The organism is Aeromonas sp. R10-2 (assembly GCF_040908445.1).
Lineage (GTDB): Bacteria > Pseudomonadota > Gammaproteobacteria > Enterobacterales > Aeromonadaceae > Aeromonas > Aeromonas veronii.
Genome location: NZ_JBFODS010000064.1, coordinates 58,381 through 75,430, shown reverse-complemented (window position 1 = coordinate 75,430; position 17,050 = coordinate 58,381). Strand labels below are relative to the sequence as shown.

Genomic DNA, 17,050 nt, shown 5'->3' with positions numbered 1-17,050 from the left:
GGTAATCCCCCCATTTTTTGGAGCACTCAAAAGTAGAGGTCATGCGGCCTGTGCCAAGCGCTGTTTCGGCGTGTAGCCGCCCAGCGCCATATTGGGCCGCTCATGGTTATAAACCCACAGCCAGTTCGTGGCAAATTCCTGTAACTCATTCAGTGACTCAAACAGGTAATGGCCCAACCAGTCGTAACGCACAGTGCGGTTAAATCGCTCTATGTAGGCATTCTGCTGCGGGTTGCCTGGCTGGATATACCTCAGCGCAATCCTCTTCTGCTGCGCCCATTGCTTGAGCTCTTCGCTGATGTATTCCGGACCATTATCACAGCGGATTGCGGCTGGTTTGCCCCGCCACTCGATGACCTGCTCCAGCACCCGTTTGACTCGCGAGGCAGGCAAGGAAAAATCCACCTCGATGCACAGTGCTTCGCGATTGAAGTCATCGATCACATTAAACAACCGCACCGAACGACCATCGCTGAGCTGGTCATGCATAAAGTCCATCGACCAACAGTGATTCGGTTGGTCAGGGACTGCCAACGGCTCCGGCTTGGCGCGTACTAGCCGCTTCTTGGGTTTTATCCGCAGATTGAGCTCTAGCGCCCGATAGATCCGGTAGACCCGCTTGTGGTTCCAGCCAAAGCCTTTGACGTTACGCAGGTACAGGAAGCACAGTCCGAAACCCCAGTTGCGCTGGTTGGCGGTGAGGCGCAGTAGCCAGTCGGCAATCTCCTGGTTTTCATCAGCCAGCACGGGCTGATAACGGTAGCAACCCTCGCTCACCTTGAACACCTGGCAAGCCAGACGGATAGAAATGGCGTAATGAGCCACAGCCTTGGTCGCCATCTCCCTGCGGGCAGATGGCGTCACCACTTTTTTGCCATCGCCTCGGAGATGATCTCAGCCTTTAGGCGCTCCTCGGCATACATCTTCTTAAGGCGACGATTTTCCTCTTCCAGCTCTTTGAGGCGCGCCATGAGAGAGGCATCCATGCCACCGAATTTGGAGCGCCACTTGTAGAAGGTGGCGGAGCTGATGCCATGCTCACGGCAGAGCTCAGGGACGGGTGAACCAGACTCGGCCTGCTTGAGGATGGCGATGATCTGTGCATCGCTAAAGCGTGATGTTTTCATGTAGAACCTCCTGCGTTCAAGATACGAGAAAATTCTACTTATGAGCACCTCAGTTTTTCGGGGGGATTACCAGCGCCCATTAATTGCTCAGCGATTGGATTTCATTTTGAAAAACTGATACTTAAGTAGCTACACTAGCCATTATCAACATGCAGGGACGTGTAAAAAATGAGCTTGATTGGCTTGGTACTGGCGTTGATCGCCATCCTTGGCGGCAACATGATCGAGGGTGGTCATCCCAGTGCACTGCTCGATCTGCCCGCATTTCTTATCGTGATCGGAGGTACCATAGGTGCTGCGCTGACCCAGTTCCCCTTCTCCGTTGTCGGCAGCACCATGAGGCGTTTCAAATGGCTGCTCTCCCCCCTCAAACTCGACCTGCTGGAGCAGGCACAGTTGCTGGAGACCCTGGCAGGCAACGCCCGCCGCAGCGGTATGCTGGCGCTGGAAGGGATGATCGAGGAGATCAAGGATCCCTTCCTGAAGAAAGGCGTGCAGATGATGGTCGATGGCTACGAGAAGGCCAAAATCCACGAGGTGCTGGAGAACGAGATCGAATTTGAACAGGAAGATCTCGAACAGACGGTCAAATTCTATGAAGCCATGGGCGGCTACTGCCCGACCATGGGGATCGTCGGGGCGGTATTTGGCCTGATCCACGCCATGGGTCTGCTGGATGCCCCCGACAAGCTGGGCGGCGCCATCGCGGTGGCCTTTATCGCCACCATCTACGGGGTATCCGCCGCCAACCTGATCTTCTTGCCGTTCGGCAACCGCTACAAAGGGTTTGCCCACCAGATCCGCCACTACAAGGAGATGACCCTGACCGGCATTCTCTGCATCGTGGATGGCGAATCCCAAGCGCGCCTGCAAGTTACCCTCGAACCTTATCTGGGAGGTCACGGTGGCCAAAAAGAAAAAGGCTGAAGCACCGGAGAACCACGAACGCTGGCTGGTCTCCTATGCCGACTTCATGACCCTGCTGTTCGCCCTGTTTGTGGTGCTCTACTCCTTTGCCATGGCCAAGCAGTCCGAAACCCGGGTGCTTATCCAGGGCTTTATCGAGTCGCTGGGTAAAATCGGCCTCATCTCCCCGCCTGCCGGCTCACCTTTGATGCAGGGGGGCACAGGGATTCTCGAGCCAGAATCAAAAACTACGCCGAGCAGCCCGAAAGAGGAGACTGTGCTGGAGAAAGATGCCCCCATGGCGGCATCGGACCCCTTCAACGAGACCATAGGTGCCTCGGAAAAACCGAGCGCCACCGAAGCCTGGCCCCACAAGACCAAGGAGCAGGAGTGGGTGCAGGTGACCAAGCAGAAGCTGGAGCAGCAGCTAAAGGCCCAGATTGAATCGAAGGATCTGGAGGTCGAGCAGCTTGGCAGTCAGCTGGTGATCCGCATCGGCGAGAAGGCGCTGTTTCCCGCCGATTCGGCGTTCCTGCAGCCCCAGTTCATCCCGCTGGTCAACAAGATCGCCGGAATTTTGGCCAACATCCCGGGGCAGGTAGTGGTCACCGGTCATACCGACAACTCCCAAGCGCCGGTGGAGCTCTATCGCAACAACTGGGAGCTCTCTGTGCTGCGGGCCTCCTCCATCGTGCAGACCATGCTGACCAATCCCCAGCTGGATGCCAGACGAATCATCGCTCAGGGTGTGGCCGACACTCAACCCCGCTTTGCCAATGACACCCCCGAACATCGCCAGGCGAACCGCCGGGTCGATATCACCCTCTCCCAGGGCAAGGCCGCAGAAGAGTCGCTGCAACTGCTCAAGCCCTGATCCCCCCGCTCCCGCTTCACGCGGGAGCCTCTTTTTAAAAAACAAATAACTCAATAATATCAACACCATAAGATCTTAATGATAATTATTGCTATTTATTGTCAAGTGGTCAGGCCTCTGCAATAATGCCGCCCCTCAGGCTTAAATAAAAACAATTATCATTATGAACAAACTGCTTCAGGCATGGCCGGCACTCCTGTGTGCCTCCGCTAGCGCGGCCGATCTTCCCCCTGTGGAGAAGGCTCGCAGCGACGACACCATCATTGTCACCGGGCAACGGGTACAACAGAAACTCTCCGATGTCTCCGGCTCCATCACCGTCATCACTCAGGAAGAGCTGGACCGTCAGGTCGCCAGCGAGCTGACCCATGTGTTTCGCAAGATCCCCGGTGTCTCGGTCACCGGCTCTGCCGGGCGACCGCAAAACATCAGCGTGCGCGGCATCGGTGGCAACCGTATCCTGCTGATCAAGGATGGGGTGCGCGTCAGCGACGGCTTTGGCGCCGACAACATCAATGACAAGGTGGGTCGCTTCAACTTCGATCTCGATGACATCAAGCAGATTGAGGTGGCCAAGGGGGCCGGCTCCTCCCTGCATGGCTCCGATGCCATCGGCGGTACCGTGGTGATGAATACCAAGCAGCCAGAAGATTATCTGCAACAGCAAGATAGCTATCTGGCGGCCAAGACCCTCTACGGTGGCGACAGCAACAAGAAGAAGCTCAGCATGACCGGCGCGGTACGGGCACTGGAGAGCGAACATCTGTTGCGCCTCTCCGGCTGGCGTGGCAACGAAACCGCCAACTTTGAGGAGAACCGCATTCCGGCTGATTTGGATGGCATGAGTGCCTCCACCAGCAGCCGCCTCCCCCTCAATACCCATCACGCTCTGCGGCTGGAGCTGGACTACTACGAGGATCACGCCAAACGCCAGATGGGGCCCAAAGCGGTGCCCCAACCCGATGGCAACTGGGACGTGGTCGGTTTTCAGGAAGATGGCGATCAGCGCACCCAGGGCGGCAAGTTCAGCTGGGAGGCCAACGATCTGGGCATGATCGATACCCTCAACTGGAGCTTGTTTGGCAACCAGTCACGCAACGAAGCCAACCAGCGCCAGTTGCTGCGCAACGATGCCCTGAGCGGCTATCCCAGATATCGCAGCCAGCGCACCCTCTCCACCTTCGAGGAGCTGCGCCTTGGCAGTGAGCTGGAGCTGCAGAGCAAGCTGAGCACCGGCTCGCTGGATCACACCTTCAGCTACGGTGTGGAAGTGGAGCAGGCCAACCACGAGCGGCCGGTCAGCAATCTGACCCTGGAAGATGGCATCACCACCCAGGGACAGAAAGCCCCCTTCAGCAAGGCCGAGACCCGCCGCGATGGTATCTGGCTGAGCGATGTGATCGATCTGGGCAACTGGCAGTTTACCCCGACCCTGCGCTTTGACCGCCAGCGCCTGCGCGCACCGGACAGCAATCTGGCCGAGAACCACAGCGACCACATCTCCCCCAGTGTGGCGGCCAGTTACCGCTTCAACGAAACATGGCGCAGCTGGCTCAGCTATGCCAACGGCTTCCGCGCTCCCGCTTACGATCAGGTTTACGGCAACATTCCTCACTACTTTGCTATGCCGCCGTTCGAGATCATTGCCAACCCCAACCTCAAGGAGGAGACCAGCCACAGTCTGGAGTGGGGAGTGAATGGCCAAAGCGACAACTGGAGCGTCAAACCGGCCGTTTTCTACAACCGCTACTACAACTTCATCGACTGGCGCCAGACCGGTTTTCGCCTCGATGACGGTGTCTTCCTGCGCCAGTATCGCAACGTCGCCAAAGCAGAAACCTGGGGCGCCGAGCTGGCCGCCAGCCTCTGGCTGAGCGACGAGTGGGAGCTTTCGACCAATCTGGCCTGGATGGATGGCAAGGATCACCGCGGTGAGCCGCTGCGCACCCAGACACCGCTGGAAGGCAACACCACCCTGCGCTGGCAACAGCTCGACTGGGGGGTTGAGCTCAGTGGCAACTATGCCGCCGCAATGACCAAGGTGCCCCAGTGCGCCAATGCGCAGACTGGCTACAACGGTGCCTGCCAGAGCAGCGCAGGCTGGTTCAGTCTGGACCTCACCGGCGACTGGCAGATCACCGAGACGCTCAAGGTCAATGCCACCATCGGCAACCTGCTCGATACCCGCTATGTCCGCTATCAGGATGTGGCCGGACTCCCGGCTGGCAGCGACACCTCCCTCTACAGCCAGAGCGGCCGCTACCTGTCAGCCAGCCTCAGCTACCGTTTCGTGGGGATGTGATGAAGCATCATGCAATCATGGCGGCCCTGTTGGCCGCCCCGTTGGCGTGGGTGCAAGAGGCCCTGCCCCCCCCGATCCCGTCCCAATCGCACCTGATTTCAGGCAGTCCCGTACGCCAGGATCCCTACTTCTGGTTGCGGGACGAGAGCCGCAGCAACCCGGCCATACTCGCCCTGCTCAAGCAGCAAAATCGCTGGAGCGAGCAGCAACTCGCCGCGCAGCAGCCGCTGGAAGCAACCTTGCGCGCCGAATTTGCCCGCCATCCGGCGGGGGAACCCGTGCCAGACAACTGGCTTGTCCGCGGCGATCAGGCATGGCAGCTGCGCCCGGATGGCTCACTCTGGCAACGCCACGGGGGCAAGGTGCAGCAGCGGCTTCCCGCCAGAGCGGGTGAGGGCTATTACGAAGCGGGCGGCTGGGCCCTGAGCCCGGATAACCTCACGCTGGCCATCGCCGAAGACAGGCGCGGCGATCTCGACTATCAGGTCACCCTGCTCGATCTCCAAAGCGGCAAGGCGCTGGCCAGTTTGGCGCAGCGCAGCGCTGATCTCGCCTGGTCACAAGATGGTCGCACCCTCTACACCATCGCCAACGAGCGCTACACCCTGCGCCCCTGGCAGCTGCGCGGCTGGCAGGATGGCCAGGAGCAGACTCTCTATGAGGAGCAGGATCCCGCCTGGCTGCTCAGCCTCTATCGCACCACGGATGGCCAGCATCTGGTGTTGCAGGGCAACAACCACGACAGCTCGGAGCAATACCTGCTCGACTCGGGCAAGCCGCAGCAGGTCAAACCCCGCCAACGCGGGGTGGAATACTATCTGGACAGTCAATCCGGCTGGGTGATCAAGAGCAACCGGGAGGGGGCGTTTGCCCTCTACTCAGCCAGCACGCCGCTCGGTGAGTGGCAGCGCCTGTGGCCCACCAAAGAGGAGGATCTCGGCGATCCCGAGAAATGGCGACTGTTTGATCGCCATCTGGTGGTGCAGTTTCGCCAGCAGGGGGAGGATTGGCTCGCCCTGCTCGATCGCAACGGCCATGAACGCCAGCGCCTGCCGCTGGCCAGTGGCGCCGGTACCGGCTGGCTGCAAGGAGAACATGACCCGGCCAGCGACCGCATTCTGGTGCGCAGTCAGGGCTTGAGTCAGCCCCCCGGCCAGCGCTGGCTGGATTTGACCAGCGGCCAGTGGATCAACGACCAGCACACCGCAGGCAATAAAGCATTGCCCTATCAGAGCGAGCGGCGCTGGATCACCTCTGCCGATGGCACCCGGGTGCCTGTCTCGCTGGTGTGGCGCAAGGATCTGGCCCCTCGCGCCGTACTGCTCTACGGCTATGGCGCCTATGGCACGCCGATGCGCCCCTACTACCAGAAAGAGCTGTTAAGCCTGCTGGATCGGGGTTTTATCTACGCCATCGCCCATGTGCGCGGCGGCGGCATGCTGGGGGAGCAGTGGACCCGCGACGGACGGGGCATCCACAAGCAGAACGGTATCAGCGACTTTATCGCAGCCGGTCACGCCCTGCGCCACTGGTCGCCCGACTCTGCTCCCCTGCCCCTGTTTGCCATGGGGGGCAGCGCGGGGGGCACGCTGGTTGCTGCGGCCCTCAACCAGCAACCGACACTCTTTAGCGGCGCCGTGTTGCAGGTTCCCTTCGTCGATATGCTCGGCACCATGAGCGATCCTGCCCTCCCCTTGACCCGTCAGGAGTATCAGGAGTGGGGCAATCCGGCCAAGCCCACAGAGTATCAGGCGATGCGCCGCATCAGCCCCTACGACAACCTGCAGCGCGCGCCCTACCCGCCCCTGCTGGTCACTACCGCCCTGCACGATAGCCAGGTGCCCTACTGGGAGCCGGTCAAGTGGCTGGCCCGCCTGCGGGAGCACAGCACGGGCTCCGGCCCCTACCTGCTGCTGACCGAACTGGAGGGAGGCCACCGCGCCGGTGGTGGCGATCGGGCTCGTGAATTTGCCTTCTTGTTGCATCTGGCGGGGATCAACCAATGACCCCGCCGCTGATTGGGAGTACCACTATGAAACCCCTGTTGCCCGCCCTCTTGCTGGGGCTGGCTGGCTTTTCCACTCAGGCCGCCGAACTGCGTTTTGTCGAACAGGACGCCCCGGCCGATACCCGCCTCTGGCTCGAACAGCAGCTCGGCGTCACCTTGAGTGATGCCCCGGCCTATCAGCGCCAAGGCAAGCTGGGCCACTATCTGCACTATCGCCAGCAGCTCAATGGCGCACCGATCGCCGGCCTGATGGCCGCCGTCAGTCTCGATGAGCAGGGTCGCCCGTGGCGCCTTTATCACAATACCCGGCTGATGCAGGCACAGGCGACGCCATGTGATGAAGCAAGCCGCGCCGGGGTGGATGCCTATACCGCCACGCTGGATGGTACGGCGTGGCAATTCGCTGGAAGTGACGAAGCCCAGCCCTGGTACTGGCAGGATGGCGACACACTGACTGCTGCCTGGCGTCTGCTGGCGGTGGAAAGCCAGCCGGGCAACAGCAAGAGCAGCCACTGGCAACTGTTTGTCACCTGCGATGGCAGCGCCCTGCTGGGGCGCACGCTGCAAGAGGCCAGCACCCGTGCCGAAGCGGCCCCGCTGGCAGGGGAAGCGGCCACGGTGCAGGCCCGCATCTTTGCCCTCGATCCACGCACCCAGTTGCAAGATGGCAACCTGCTGTGGCGCCACGATCTGGTGCTGGACAACGGGGCCTATCGCACCGTGCCGCTCACGGTACAAAAGGTGGATGACACCTACCAGCTAAATGGCCCTCGCGCGCGGGTCGTGGATGGCACGGCGCCGGAAACTGCCCCCTTTAGCAGCCCTGATGCCGATGGCTTCCAGCTGGATCACCAGCAGCCCGCCTTCCTCGATATCAATGGCTACTACCATCTGGATCTGGCCCAGCGCCATGTGGAATCCCTTGGCTACACGACGCTGATGGGCGGCCCCCTGGCTATCGATACCGATGCCGGGGAGCAGGACAACTCTCTCTATGACCCCTTCCTGCGCCGATTGGAAATTGGCCGGATAGGGGTGCCCGACGCGGAAGATCCCATGGTGATCTGGCACGAGTTTGGCCATGCGGTGCAGCACCATATCCTGCCCGACATGGGAGAAGAGGGTGACTGGGGCGCCATCGGCGAGGGCTTTAGCGACTATCTGGCCGCCAGCTGGCGCCAGCGTAGTCCAGAGGCTCGCCAGTTCGAGCCTTTCATGGTCTTCAACTGGGATGCCAGGATCAGCGGCCGGACGCCCCGTCAGCTCGATGATCTGCGGGCGCGCTATCACCCGGGCTTCCTCTATCCGGCTCACCTCACCATCAACGGCAGCAACGGCGACCAGCTGTGGGGCACCCCGCTCTTCACCGCGCTGCGCCTGGCCGTTGAACAGTATGGCGAGGTAGCCCGTGACGAGTTCGATACCCTGCTGATTGAATCCCACTTCGGCCTCGGCCCGCAGGTGCGGATGCCCCAGCTGGCGCGGGTCACCGTGGATACCGCCAACCGCCTCTATCCGGATCGCAGCTATGGCAAGCTGCTGGAGCAGGCCTTCCGCCACCATGCCCTGCTGCCCACCCCCATCGCGGCCCGCCTTGCCGATGACAGCTACCTGCTGCCCGGGGAGAAAAAGAGCCTCGCCATTGAACTAACCAACCAGAGCGGCCGCCCCCTGACCGTGGCTGACGCCAACCTGCTCCCGACCAAGGGGATCATCGCGAATGGCCACTGGCAAGGAGATCTCAACGCCGATGGCAGCGGTCGCTGGATCCTGCCGCTGGAGGCGGCGAGCAACCTGACCTGTGGCGAGGCTGTCACCTTGCCGCTGCAGTTCCAGCTCACCCTGCCCAGCCCCACCGAGCGCCAGACCCGCCTTGACCTGCAACTGCCGATCGGTGAACCGCTCTGGCAGCGGGCCATCGGCCAGGGTGGCCAGATCAAGGATGCGGTGAGCGATGAGCGGCACGGCCTGTCCCGCTTCACTCTCACCCTGCCCGAGAGCAAGGCCCGCATCGACAGCGGATTCGTGGTCGCCCTCGATCTGGAGCACAGCAAGCTGGAGCAGCTGGAGATCTGGCTCACCTCCCCTTACGGCACCCGGATCAGCCTGTGGAACAAGGGCTACGCCAGCCATACCCGGCTCAAGGGGGAGTTCCCCCGTGAACTGGTACCGTTCGAATCGCTGGACAAGCTGCACGGCGAACCGCTCGCTGGCCGCTGGCTGCTGGAGATCAACGACACCAGCGCCGGTGACACCGGTCAGTTGCGCAACTGGCGGGTCGCCCAGCAAGTCGGCGCCCGCTGCGACAAGGATGAAGCCCTGCCCAACACCGGCATCATTCCCCTTGAGCAGGATGAAGGGGGTGGCGGCACGGCTTCCCCCCTGCTGCTGTTGCTGGCCCTCTGGCCCCGCCTCTGGCGCCGGAGCACCCCGCGCCGTTGAATCCTGCACCACGGGGGTTACCGCCCCCGTGAACCTGTGACCGAATCAAGGAATGTGAAGTGAAACCATCCGTACTGGTTATTGCAACCCTCTCAGCCCTGCTCAGCGCCTGTGGCGGCGGGGAAGATAACGCACCACTGGCGATCCCAGACTACCGGGTCGATGTCGCCCTGCCAACCGCCGGTACCCTGTGCGCCGATCTGGATCAGAACTGGCAATGTGATCCTGCCGACCCTGCCGTCAGCGGCGAAGGAGCTGTGGCCCTGGTCAGCCGTTCGGCCAACATCGTCAACTCGCCCCTGCTTTTCGTACCGAGGAGCGGAGGCCTGCTACTGGCACATCCGGCCGCCAAAGGGGATCCACAACGGCTGCAACCAACCCTGCTCAGCACCCTGTGGCAGAGCCGCATTGCCGAAGGGGTGGCCGCCGATCGCGCACTGACGCAGCTGCTGGCCGATCTCGCGCCGCTGCAACCGGGCGGCGACCGCGTGGCCCTCGCGGGCCTCGGCCAGTTTGATCAGGCGCTGCAGCAGGTGGCGATCAGCTTGCAGCAACAGGCCCGCGCACGACTTGCCACCGCCAAGGAGACTCAGTTGCTCACCACCAGCTATCGCGCCATCAGCCTGATGCTGGCGCAATTGGCTCAGGAGTGGCAGCGCAACGGCCTGTTTGCTGAAGAGACCCAAAGTGAGCTGCTTACCCTGCTGGTGCAGCAGCAGCCACGCAACCTGCTGACCGTCACCGGCGTCACCACCTTCAGCGATGGCAACGACCCGCTGCTGGAACAGGAACCCGATGACTATCCGGGACAAGATGCCAGCTGGAATCGCACTCGTCCCCAGCTTGCCTATCGCAAACTCGATGATCGCGGTCAGGCGCTCCCTGACAACGCGCCGAGCTGGCAGTGCGTCAAGGATCTCAATACCGGTCTGGTGTGGGAGGTCAAATCGGACGATCCCTTGAGTCCGGCCTGGAAAAGCAGACCCTTTGCCTATGAGGATGAGCAGTTCAAGGCGACCGCAGGCGAACAGCAAGCGGCCTACCAGCATATTCATAAGAGGATCGAACAGCTCACCGCCGAAGGAGATCTGGCGGCCCTCGCCCGGGCACAGGCGCTGACCACCATGCTGACCACCCGCGCGTATCAACAGTGGCTCAATGGCGAGCAGCGCTGCGGCATCAGCCAGTGGCGGCTGCCCACCATGGGTGAGCTGATGTCACTGATGCACTACGGCAGCCTGGCCAAGGACCCGCTGGGTCAACGCATCATCGTGGATACCCGTTACTTCCCGGATATCGCCCCCTCGGAAGATGACACCTACCATGGCTACTACTGGAGCGCCACCAGCAACACCGCCCAGCGCTTCTCCGGTGGCCCCATCAGCAAACGCACAGTCCTGCTCCTGGGAGAAGATGCGGGCACCACCTATCCCGCGCTGGTGCAGCAAGATACCTATATCGAGCTGATGCAGGTACGACTGGTCGCCACTCCCCAATAATCCGAGGAATATCATGAGCCTTTATCGCTTTTCGTTCGCCATGCTGGCACTGCTGGCCCCCCTGGCCCACGGTGCTGCCATTTGTGATGACACCATGGATCGCACCGCCCCCTCTGCCCGTTTTCTTGACCATGGCAACGGCACCGTCACGGATCAACACACCGGCCTCACCTGGATGCGCTGCAAACTGGGGCAGACATGGAGTGGCAGCAGTTGCCTGGGGGAACCGACTGTTTACTACTGGCAGCAGGGGCTGCAAGTGGCAGAGCGGATCCGCAGTGACAGCAGCCATGCTCTCTATCACTTCGGCGGTATTAGCCAGTGGCGCCTGCCCGACATCAAGGAGCTGGCGACCCTGGTCGAGCATGCCTGCTACAAGCCCTCTCTCAATAAAGCCATTTTCCCGCGTGCCATGGCGGGGGGCGGTAAAGAGGTCAATGAGGGCTATGTCTATCTGATGAGCAGCACGGTAACCTCCGCCAATGGTCAGCGGGCGTATCTGGATATCACCTCGGGAGATATCGGTCTTCGCGCCATTGGCGCCTACCCGGATCAGGTCTTGCTGGTCGCCAATAAACCCTGACCGCCCCACGCTCGAAACCGGAACGCGATGACAGGAGAGGCTTGAAAGCCTCTCTTTTTATTGCTCTTGCCGCCCCCCCTACCTCACCCGCCATCACGCTCTTCGCCCGCCAGTGCCCCCTGCCCGCGATACCGATCTGCTCCTGATCCGCACGCGATATACCCCTTTCAGGTGATGACGAGGAGCAACTCTCTGCGCTTTCCAAGCCTTTCTCGCCCACCATAACCAACAAAAAAGTGCGCTTCTTAACAAAATTTAATTACCGGTTAACCGATTAATAATTAACCCGTAAAAATGACATGTAAATCAGTGCGAAAGTGTCATAATGCGTAACATTATTGTTAAGTCGCTTGATTAATTTGGTTAGGAAAAACCTCTATGTTTGCTGATATTTCTGCTCAACATTGGGCTTTTGCCATTTATGTCATCGGTGCCATCACCATCTGTCTGGTGATGATAGGTCTCGCCGCCCTGCTGGGAGGTCGCGCCTACGGCCGCACCAAGAACAAGCCATTTGAATCTGGTGTCGACTCGGTCGGCAGTGCCCGCCTGCGTTTTTCCGCCAAGTTCTATCTGGTCGCCATGTTCTTCGTCATCTTCGACGTCGAGGCGCTCTACCTCTTTGCCTGGTCTGTTTCCGTGCGGGAGAGCGGCTGGGTCGGCTTTATTGAAGCCACCATTTTCATCGGACTGCTGCTTATCGGCCTGATCTACCTCTGGCGCATCGGCGCACTGGACTGGTCACCGCGCAAACCGCAGTTGAACAACAAAAACAGTGATTGAACCACAGACCCTTTCCTTGAGGTTGCACCATGAAGTACACCCTGACCCGGATTGACCCGGATGCACCCGTTGAGCGCTACCCCCAGGAGCAGCGCCAGACCGTCGATGACCCACTGGCGCAAGAAGCGACGCGCGGCATCATGATGGGCCGCCTCGAGGAGGTGCTGCAAGACACAGTCAACTGGGGCCGCAAAAACTCCCTCTGGCCTTACAACTTCGGCATCTCCTGCTGCTATGTGGAGATGTGTACCGCCTTCACCTCCCCCCACGATGTGGCCCGCTTCGGCGCCGAAGTTATCCGCGCCTCGCCCCGTCAGGCCGACTTCATGGTGATTGCAGGGACCCCCTTCATCAAGATGGCACCGGTCATCCAGCGCCTGTATGAACAGCTGCTCGAACCCAAGTGGGTGATATCCATGGGGGCCTGTGCCAACTCCGGCGGCATGTATGACATCTATTCCGTGGTGCAGGGGGTGGACAAGTTCCTGCCGGTCGACGTCTACATTCCGGGTTGCCCGCCCCGTCCAGAAGCCTTTTTGCAAGCCCTGATGCTGCTGCAGGACTCCATCGGCAAAGAGCGCCGCCCCCTCTCCTGGGTAGTGGGCGATCAGGGGATCTACCGTCCCCAGATGCAGGCCGAAAAAGAGCGCAAGCGCGGCGAACGGATCAATGTGACCAACCTGCGCACGCCGGATGAGATCTGACCATGAAACTGACTCGTGATTTTCCCAGCAATTACGCCATGGCCCAGTGGCAGCCCAGCGACCACAAGGATGCCAAAGTCATTGGCGAACTGTTTGCCCACTTCGGGGCCGAGCACTTCACCGTGCAGACCACGCGCACCGGCGTGCCGGTGGTCTGGCTCCCCCGCGAACTGCTTCAGGATGTGATGGGCTTTTTGCGCAAGGTGCCCTCCCCGTTTGTGATGCTGTTTGATCTCAGCGCCACCGATGAGCGGCTGCGCAGCCATCGCGACGGTCTGCCCCAGAGCGATTTCACCGTCTTCTATCACCTCATCTCCATCGACCGTAACGCCGATGTGATGTTGAAAGTGGCGCTGGCCGAGAGTGACCTGCATCTGCCCACCATCACCAACCACTTCCCCAATGCCAATTGGTACGAGCGGGAAGTGTGGGATCTGATGGGCATCACCTTCGATGGCCACCCCCATCTGACCCGCATCATGATGCCCAAGAGCTGGCAGGGTCACCCGCTGCGCAAGGATTACCCGGCGCGCGCTACCGAATTCGATCCCTTCATGCTCGATGCCGCCAAACAGGACATGGAGCAGGAGAACCTGCTGTTCAAACCGGAAGAGTGGGGGCTGGCACGCGGCAACGAGAACGAGGACTACATGTTCCTCAACCTCGGCCCCAACCACCCCTCTGCTCACGGCGCCTTCCGGTTGGTGTTGCAGCTCGATGGCGAGGAGATCCGCAACTGCGTGCCCGACATCGGCTACCACCATCGTGGTGCCGAGAAGATGGGCGAGCGCCAGTCCTGGCACAGCTACATCCCCTATACCGACCGGGTCGAGTATCTGGGCGGGGTGATGAACAACCTCCCTTATGTGCTGGCGGTCGAGAAGCTGGCCGGCATCAAGGTGCCCCAGCGGGTCGACATGATCCGGGTGATGATGGCGGAGCTGTTCCGTATCCAGAGCCACCTGTTGTTCCTCGGTACCTATATTCAGGACGTGGGGGCCATGACCCCGGTCTTCTTCACCTTCACCGATCGGCAGAAGATCTACACCATCATCGAAGCGATCACCGGTGCCCGCATGCATCCGGCCTGGTTCCGTATCGGTGGTGTGGCCCACGACTTGCCGAAGGGATGGCAGCGGCTGGTGCAGGACAACCTGTTGAGCTGGTTGCCCAAGCGCTTGATAGATTACGAAAAAGCGGCGATGCGCAACAGCATTCTGCGCGGTCGAACCATAGGCGTCTCGGCCTACACCACCGAGCAGGCGTTGTCCTGGGGCACCACGGGGGCCGGATTGCGCGCCACCGGCCTCAACTTCGACGTGCGCAAGTGGCGTCCCTATTCGGGCTATGACCAGTTCGACTTTGAAGTGCCGGTCGGCAGCAATGGCGATGCCTACGACAGAGCCACCGTGCGGATCGAGGAGATCCGCCAGAGCATGTCGATCATCGAGCAGTGCATGAAGAACATGCCGGAGGGCCCCTTCAAGGCGGATCACCCCCTCACCACCCCGCCGCCCAAAGAGCGCACGCTGCAGCACATCGAGACCCTGATCAACCACTTCCTGCAAGTGTCTTGGGGCCCGGTGATGCCCGCTGCCGAGTCGTTCCAGATGATCGAGGCGACCAAGGGGGTCAACAGTTACTACCTGACCAGTGACGGCTCGACCATGAGCTACCGGACCCGGATCCGCACCCCGAGCTTTGCTCACCTGCAGCAGATCCCCTCGGTGATCAAGGGCAGCATGGTGTCGGACCTCATCGTCTATCTGGGCAGTATCGATTTTGTTATGTCGGATGTGGACCGTTAAGTGATCCGCCCTCCCGGCCATGGCCGGGAATCGGGATCGCCGGACGAGCAGTAAAAGGACAAGCCACCAAAGGTCAAGTCATGAGCCAGCAATGTCAGTGTCACAATAATCAGACCCCACAGGGGCAAGGGGCATGCAGCAGCAAACAGGACGACTTCGTTCTAAGCCAGGCTGAACGCGATGCCATCGAACACGAGAAACACCACTACGAAGATCCACGCGCCGCCAGCATCGAAGCGCTCAAGATCGTGCAGCAGGCCAGAGGCTGGGTCCCCGACGGCGCCATTCACGCCATCGCGGCCGAGCTCGGCATTCCCGCCAGCGACGTGGAGGGGGTCGCCACCTTCTATAGCCAGATCTTCCGCCAGCCGGTAGGGCGTCACATCATCCGCGTCTGCGACAGCATGGTCTGCTACATCAATGGCCATGAAGATCTGCTGGCCGGTCTCAAGGAGGTGATGAAGCTCGGCCCCGGTCAAACCACCCCGGATGGCCGCTTCACCCTGCTGCCGGTCTGCTGCCTTGGCAACTGCGACAAGGGGCCAGCCATCATGATCGATGACGACACCTATGGTGGCCTCGATCCGGTAACCTTGCTGAAAACCCTGGAGGCTTACCCATGAGCCTGCCGCAGAACAAAATCCTCGCCTCTCTTGGCACCGCTAATCGCACCCCGCGTGCCCCCGAGACCCACCCGCTCACCTGGCGGCTGCGGGATGACGGCCAGCCGGTATGGCTGGAGGAGTATCAGGCCAAACAGGGCTATGACGCCGCCCGCAAGGCACTCGGCCAGATGAGCCCGGACGAGATCGTCAGCACCGTCAAGGATGCCGGTCTCAAGGGGCGTGGCGGCGCTGGCTTCCCCACTGGCGTGAAGTGGGGGCTGATGCCCAAAGACGAGAGCATGAACATCCGCTACCTGCTCTGCAACGCCGATGAGATGGAGCCCAACACCTGGAAAGATCGCCTGCTGATGGAACAACTGCCCCACCTGCTGATCGAGGGGATGATCATCAGTGCCCGGGCGCTCAAGGCCTATCGCGGCTACATCTTCCTGCGCGGCGAATATGTGGATGCTGCCATCCACCTGCGCCGGGCGGTGGAAGAGGCAAAAGCCGCAGGTTTGCTTGGCAAGAACATTCTGGGATCCGGTTTTGACTTCGAGCTGTTCGTCCACACCGGCGCCGGTCGCTACATCTGTGGCGAAGAGACGGCCCTTATCAACTCGCTGGAAGGGCGACGCGCCAACCCGCGCGCCAAACCTCCCTTCCCCGCCGTCTCCGGCGTCTGGGGCAAACCCACCTGCGTCAACAACGTCGAAACCCTCTGTAACGTCCCCGCCATCATCGGCAACGGAGTCGCCTGGTATCACGGGCTGGCGCTGCCGGGCTCGGAAGATCACGGCACCAAGCTGATGGGCTTCTCCGGCAAGGTGAACAACCCCGGGGTCTGGGAGCTGCCGTTTGGCATCACCGCCCGCGAGCTGTTTGAAAATTACGCCGGTGGGATGAAGAGCGGCTATCGCCTGAAAGCCTGGCAACCGGGCGGCGCGGGCACCGGCTTCCTGCTGCCGGAGCACCTCGATGCCCAGATGTATACCGCCGGTATCGGCAAGGTCGGTACCCGGATGGGGACTGGCCTCGCCATGGCGGTGGATGACTCCATCAGCATGGTCTCCCTGCTGCGCAACATGGAGGAGTTCTTCGCCCGCGAGTCGTGTGGCTGGTGCACGCCCTGTCGCGATGGCCTGCCCTGGAGCGTCAAACTGCTGCGGGCACTGGAGCGTGGCGAAGGGCAATCCGGCGATCTGGCGACCCTGGAGCAACTCTGCAGTTTCCTTGGCCCGGGCAAGACCTTCTGCGCCCACGCGCCGGGCGCCGTCGAGCCGCTGGCCAGCGCCATCAAATATTTCCGCTCCGAATTCGAGGCCGGGATCAAAGGCAGCGGTGATAACCGCAAGCCGGTCAAAGGGATCCAGCCCAATCTGCTGGGCGAGCGCTGGTAACGACACCAC

At 61.1% G+C, this 17,050-nt stretch carries 13 protein-coding genes; 12 read left to right on the top strand and 1 reads right to left on the bottom strand.

The window, feature by feature from the left end:
- Window positions 1-39 precede the first annotated feature (39 nt).
- Window positions 40-1,127 (bottom strand): IS3-like element ISAs22 family transposase gene (locus AB5Y97_RS13535; protein WP_088821966.1). Its coding sequence is split into 2 segments (ribosomal slippage): window positions 40-875 and window positions 875-1,127, totalling 1,089 coding nucleotides; the frame shifts between segments, so codons are not numbered across the junction.
- Window positions 1,128-1,295: 168 nt separating this feature from the next.
- Here AB5Y97_RS13535 and AB5Y97_RS13530 point away from each other — a divergent pair.
- From AB5Y97_RS13530 to nuoF, 12 genes are all read left to right on the top strand, one after another.
- Complete coding sequence (locus AB5Y97_RS13530; protein ID WP_005351127.1) at window positions 1,296-2,054, top strand: flagellar motor protein; 759 nt, start codon at window positions 1,296-1,298, stop codon at window positions 2,052-2,054.
- Window positions 2,032-2,907 carry a flagellar motor protein MotB gene (locus AB5Y97_RS13525; protein WP_047438379.1) on the top strand — a complete coding sequence of 292 codons (876 nt, stop codon included), beginning with the start codon at window positions 2,032-2,034 and terminating at the stop codon, window positions 2,905-2,907. The genes AB5Y97_RS13530 and AB5Y97_RS13525 overlap by 23 nt, the downstream gene beginning before the upstream one ends.
- A 163-nt stretch (window positions 2,908-3,070) precedes the next feature.
- A complete protein-coding gene (locus tag AB5Y97_RS13520) occupies window positions 3,071-5,209 on the top strand; it encodes a TonB-dependent hemoglobin/transferrin/lactoferrin family receptor (RefSeq protein ID WP_368158168.1) in 2,139 nt (712 codons plus the stop codon).
- On the top strand, window positions 5,209-7,215 hold the full coding sequence (locus tag AB5Y97_RS13515) for a prolyl oligopeptidase family serine peptidase (RefSeq protein WP_368158167.1): 2,007 nt from the start codon (window positions 5,209-5,211) through the stop codon (window positions 7,213-7,215). The genes AB5Y97_RS13520 and AB5Y97_RS13515 overlap by 1 nt, the downstream gene beginning before the upstream one ends.
- Window positions 7,212-9,659, top strand: a complete 2,448-nt coding sequence (locus AB5Y97_RS13510) for a proprotein convertase P-domain-containing protein (protein WP_368158165.1) — start codon at window positions 7,212-7,214, stop codon at window positions 9,657-9,659. The genes AB5Y97_RS13515 and AB5Y97_RS13510 overlap by 4 nt, the downstream gene beginning before the upstream one ends.
- A gap of 59 nt (window positions 9,660-9,718) precedes the next feature.
- Window positions 9,719-11,158 carry a DUF1566 domain-containing protein gene (locus AB5Y97_RS13505; protein WP_368158163.1) on the top strand — a complete coding sequence of 480 codons (1,440 nt, stop codon included), beginning with the start codon at window positions 9,719-9,721 and terminating at the stop codon, window positions 11,156-11,158.
- A gap of 13 nt (window positions 11,159-11,171) precedes the next feature.
- Window positions 11,172-11,741, top strand: coding sequence for a DUF1566 domain-containing protein (locus tag AB5Y97_RS13500; protein WP_368158160.1), 570 nt, complete (start codon window positions 11,172-11,174; stop codon window positions 11,739-11,741).
- Window positions 11,742-12,119: 378 nt separating this feature from the next.
- Complete coding sequence (locus AB5Y97_RS13495) at window positions 12,120-12,524, top strand: NADH-quinone oxidoreductase subunit A (RefSeq protein WP_005344919.1); 405 nt, start codon at window positions 12,120-12,122, stop codon at window positions 12,522-12,524.
- 29 nt (window positions 12,525-12,553) lie between these two features.
- On the top strand, window positions 12,554-13,228 hold the full coding sequence (locus tag AB5Y97_RS13490) for an NADH-quinone oxidoreductase subunit B family protein (RefSeq protein WP_005344917.1): 675 nt from the start codon (window positions 12,554-12,556) through the stop codon (window positions 13,226-13,228).
- Between the two features lie 2 nt (window positions 13,229-13,230).
- Window positions 13,231-15,036 carry an NADH-quinone oxidoreductase subunit C/D gene (gene nuoC / locus AB5Y97_RS13485; RefSeq protein WP_103251695.1) on the top strand — a complete coding sequence of 602 codons (1,806 nt, stop codon included), beginning with the start codon at window positions 13,231-13,233 and terminating at the stop codon, window positions 15,034-15,036.
- Between the two features lie 80 nt (window positions 15,037-15,116).
- Window positions 15,117-15,659, top strand: coding sequence for an NADH-quinone oxidoreductase subunit NuoE (gene nuoE / locus AB5Y97_RS13480; protein WP_201946086.1), 543 nt, complete (start codon window positions 15,117-15,119; stop codon window positions 15,657-15,659).
- Window positions 15,656-17,041 (top strand): NADH-quinone oxidoreductase subunit NuoF, encoded by a 1,386-nt coding sequence (gene nuoF, locus AB5Y97_RS13475; protein ID WP_201946085.1) that lies wholly within the window; start codon window positions 15,656-15,658, stop codon window positions 17,039-17,041. Before nuoE ends, nuoF begins: the two co-directional genes overlap by 4 nt.
- The last annotated feature ends 9 nt before the right edge of the window (window positions 17,042-17,050 follow it).